Annotated in this window: 3 protein-coding genes; 1 reads left to right on the forward strand and 2 read right to left on the reverse strand. The window is 41.3% G+C overall.

Annotated features, from left to right (window positions below; genetic code table 11):
* Window positions 1-209: 209 nt before the first annotated feature.
* On the reverse strand, window positions 210-809 hold the full coding sequence (locus tag O9332_RS18535) for an ATP-dependent Clp protease proteolytic subunit (protein WP_002734165.1): 600 nt from the start codon (window positions 807-809) through the stop codon (window positions 210-212).
* Window positions 810-844: 35 nt separating this feature from the next.
* On the reverse strand, window positions 845-1531 hold the full coding sequence (locus O9332_RS18540; protein ID WP_002746650.1) for an ATP-dependent Clp protease proteolytic subunit: 687 nt from the start codon (window positions 1529-1531) through the stop codon (window positions 845-847).
* A gap of 812 nt (window positions 1532-2343) precedes the next feature.
* Between O9332_RS18540 and O9332_RS18545 the strand changes: the two genes are divergently transcribed.
* The gene (locus O9332_RS18545; protein ID WP_288026789.1) at window positions 2344-4344 is read left to right on the forward strand and encodes a DNA methyltransferase; all 2001 of its coding nucleotides are present in this window, start codon (window positions 2344-2346) and stop codon (window positions 4342-4344) included.
* Window positions 4345-4447: the final 103 nt, after the last annotated feature.

The following is a 4447-nucleotide window of genomic DNA, read 5'->3' on the forward strand; positions in this document are numbered from 1 at the left end:
TTGGTATCAGAGTTATCAGATTTTTAGGGCTAATTGTGCATCTGCTGGGCAACCAAATTAGCCTGTAATTCAGAGCCGGCAATCGTTTTGACGATTTAGATAAAATTTTCAATGTGACACTTTAGGGTGCGGAATGTGGGTACCATCTAAGGAAGTTTGTCCAATGGCAGTTAGAACAGGTTTCTCGCCTGTTCTAACCTCTGACTGACTTAAGCCGGTCTTCCCTCCACCACCTTATCGATTAAACCGTAGGCGACAGCTTCCTCGGCGGAGAGGAAATAATCGCGGTCCGTGTCTTTTTCGATGCGTTCGATGGTTTGTCCAGTGCGATTAGCCATAATTTCGTTTAATTGCTGGCGAATACGCAGGATTTCCTTAGCTTCAATGTCGATATCCGTCGCTTGCCGGCGCCCGGTTCCGCCCATGGGTTGGTGAATCATAATCCGCGCATGGGGAAGGGCGAGACGCTTACCCGGACTACCGGAAGCCAGTAAAAATGCCCCCATGGAGGCCGCTAATCCCACACAGATAGTCACCACTTCCGCTTTGATGTACTGCATGGTGTCGTAGATGGCCATACCGGCGGTAACGGAACCCCCCGGCGAGTTGATATAGAGATAGATGGGTTTAGTGGGGTCTTCCGAGTCGAGATAAAGCATTTGGGCCACAAGGGCATTGGCTAACCCGTCGGTGACTTCCTGCCCCAAAAAAAGAATGCGTTCCACCGAAAGACGGCTGTAAATGCTAATCCACTGTTCGTATTGGCTACCCGGCAGACGGTAGGGAACTTTTGGCACACCGATAGGCATAATTGGTAACAACTCCTGCTAATTTGTAATAAATCTTAACTAACTTGGGCGAGGGGTTTCGGCAGCTCCTTGCGACTTTCGAGAACGCGATCGATTAATCCGTAGTCTTTCGCCTGTTGTGGGGTGAGATAGAAGGTGCGATCCATATCTTTCGCCAGTTTTTCGGTGGTTTGACCCGTATTTTTCGAGAAAATTTCCAACATCGTCTGTTTGTTGGCGATTACTTCTTTGGCGCGAATCTGGATATCGGTGGCTTGTCCTTGCGCCCCAGTGCGGTTTTGGTTGAGAACGATGGTAGCGTGGGGTAAGGAGGCGCGAAAACCCTTGGTTCCTGCGGAAAGAATCATCGCGGCAGTTCCCATGGCCTGTCCGATACAGATAGTATGAACGGGAGGTTTAATGTAGTTGAGGGTGTCACAGATGGCGAAAGCTTCGGTTTCGTAGCCGATCGCGTCCCCCGTGTACCAGGATGTGCCGGTAGAGTTGATATAGAAGAAAATCGGTTTTTCGGGATCGTCAAATTGCAGGTAGAGCAGTTGGGCGATAATTAATTCCGTCACGTCCACCCCGACATTGCGCTTGACATCATCGGAGGAAAATAAGGGCAACCCCAGATAGACAATTCTCTCTTTGAGCAGGAGAGATTCTAAGTCCGGTGGTGGTGTCCGATAGGCTGCATCCCCATAATAGGCAGTTTGTACCGCTTTAATCACTGAGTTCATCGAGTTTTTCCGTCATACACAGTATCCTGCTTTTGATTTTAACGTAATCGGGTTGACCGATTGCGTGGGGGTATTTTTAGCTAGGTTCGTCCCCAAGAATCTCTCATCGACTGCTAGAAAATTGACATCTCCCCGTTCTCAAGAGATGGGAATTCTCATCGGTGATCCTAAATCTGGTTATTAAAAACTGATTATTTATTCCCCCTTTTGCCTATTCCCTGTTGCACGAGTGCCTGTCCTTATAAGTAGCCTATAATCAACGGATTTGGTATGACTAGAAGCGGGTTGAAACCGGGCTTCTACTCGATTACGATATATTTTAGAAAGCCTGTCTAACTTATATTGTTGAGGCATCGTCAAAGATACTCTATCCACCTTATCTAGAGAAACCGCCGGAACGGGCAACACCAGAACAAATGTCAAATCCTGTCATCAGCTGCCCGCGCATTTAAATTGCTTGTTCAGATGAGGCACTCTTGCACTCTTGCAACAGTAAAAGGATTGAGGGAGATGTAGCTCATCTAAGGATAGGCGGTTAAGATGCGTCTTAGCTTACCCAACTTCACGGCGGGTTAATGGTAAGTGTTCAAAGTTAATCGGTCTGATTTTCCCCTGAGTAAGGAAGATTTATCGAAACTAAGTAGCTGGTTATAATTAAATTAAAAATGGATTTTAAGTTCGATCCCCCCTTAATCCCCCCTTGATAAGGGGGGTGCCGATCCCCCCTTAGTCCCCCCTTTAATCCCCCCTTGATAAGGGGGGTGTCTGATAATTTTTAACGCCTACCTACTTATCACAAACAATGCTAACCCATGAATCATATTTTTTCTGCTATTGATTTTCAGGCAATTAAAAATAACCCTAACTTTAAGGAAGACAGCGTTAGAGAAGTGATTATTTTACCTCTTTTAACAAGTTTGGGCTACCAAGAGGATAATATCGAAAGAAGTAAAACCCTACGGCATCCCTTTTTAAAGGTTGGTAGTAAAAAACGTCCGATAAATTTAATTCCTGACTATGTTCTCAAAGTTAATCAAAGTTATGCTTGGGTATTAGAGGCTAAAAAACCAACGGAAAATATCTACGAAGGTGATTCAGTAGAACAGGTCTATAGTTATGCGAGTCATCCTGAAATCAGAAGTAATTATTTTGCTCTTTGTAATGGCCTAGAATTTAGTTTATTTAAGACCCTCGATACCAGTACACCTATCTTATATTTTTCTCTTGATGCAATTGCCGATAGTTGGCAAGAGTTGACCCAGTATTTAGTCCCAGATAGATTTCAAGTGGGGAAAAGTTTTACCTATCAAAACCATTCCCCAATCAGTCGCAAAACTTTTGACTACTCAAGTCGTCCCTTATTAGAACCAATTGAGGTAAAAAAACAACAAGCTAAAAGACATTTTGGTGTCCATGGATATTTTACTAAACAAGCATGGAATGTGGTGGCAGAATATATTAAAAACTTTAGTCAACCGGGAGATGTCATTCTTGATCCTTTTGGCGGTAGTGGAGTGACGGCAATTGAAGCTTTAATGAATAACCGCAAAGCGATTAGTATTGATATTAACCCTCTGGCTATTTTTCTTGTTAATTCTTTAATTAGTCCCGTTGATTTTGATGATTTAAGTCAGGCTTTTGAACGAGTTAAATTAGCCTACCAAGAGCGAGAACCGCAAACCAAAGAAGCAATAACAAAGGCACTCAATACCTATCCCTATCCCGAAGGATTGAAACTGCCTAAAGGTTCTGATGTGGCTACTGTTGAACAGTTATTTAGTAACAAACAATTAGCTCGACTAAGTTTATTAAAACATTTGATTAAACAAGAACTAAACGAGAATATTAGGGAGTCTTTATTGTTAATGTTTTCTGGCTTATTAACTAAAGCTAATTTAACTTATCATAACAATAATCAAAGACCTGCATCTGGACAAGGAAATGCTTCAGTTTTTCAATATTACCGTTATCGCATAGCACCTCAACCTGTAGAAATTGATATTTTCACTTACTTTGAATTGAGATTTAAAAAGATAGTTGCTGCTAAAAAGGAGATGACGTATTTTATTAATAAAAACACCATCAACTATGCCAAAATTGTTAAAGGAACAGCGACAGACTTAAGTTTTATTGAAAATGAAAGCGTTGATTATATTTATACCGATCCTCCCTACGGAAAGAAAATTCCCTACTTAGATTTATCAATAATGTGGAATGCTTGGTTAGATTTAGAAGTGACGGAAAAGGACTATCAATTAGAAGCTATTGAAGGGGGAACAATCCAAAAAAGTAAACAGGAATATAATCAATTAATTGCCCAAAGTATTCGAGAAATGTATCGAGTTTTGAAATTTGAGCGATGGTTATCCTTTGTCTTTGCTCACAAAGATCCTGAGTTTTGGCATTTAATTTTAGATACCGCAGAAAGTTGCGGATTTGAATATGTGGGAGCAGTGCCACAAAAAAATGGCCAAACTAGCTTTAAAAAGCGGCAAAATCCCTTTACAGTTTTATCAGGACAGTTAATTATTAATTTTCGGAAAGTTCCTACTCCCAAAGCGGTAATGAAAGCTAACTTAGGCATGGATATAACCGAGATTGTCATGCAAACTGTTGAAGGAATTATTGCTAAAAATGATGGGGCAACCCTAGAACAAATTAACGATGAATTGATTATTAAAGGTTTGGAATTAGGGTTTTTAGATTTACTAGCCAAGGAGTATTCAGACTTGACTCCAATTTTGTTAGATAATTTTGATTATGAGGAAAAGACTGAACTATATACCTGGACTTCCCCCATACAGAAATACTAAAAAATTAACAAAACCCTTACTGCCTGGAGCTTCTCAGAAAAAATTGAAAAGACGCTACTGGGTACATTTTCCCTTTGAAAATGGCTGTACCGTTGACTGTATC

Origin of the sequence: Microcystis sp. LE19-10.1B, assembly GCF_027530565.1 — a bacterium.
Classification (GTDB): domain Bacteria; phylum Cyanobacteriota; class Cyanobacteriia; order Cyanobacteriales; family Microcystaceae; genus Microcystis; species Microcystis aeruginosa.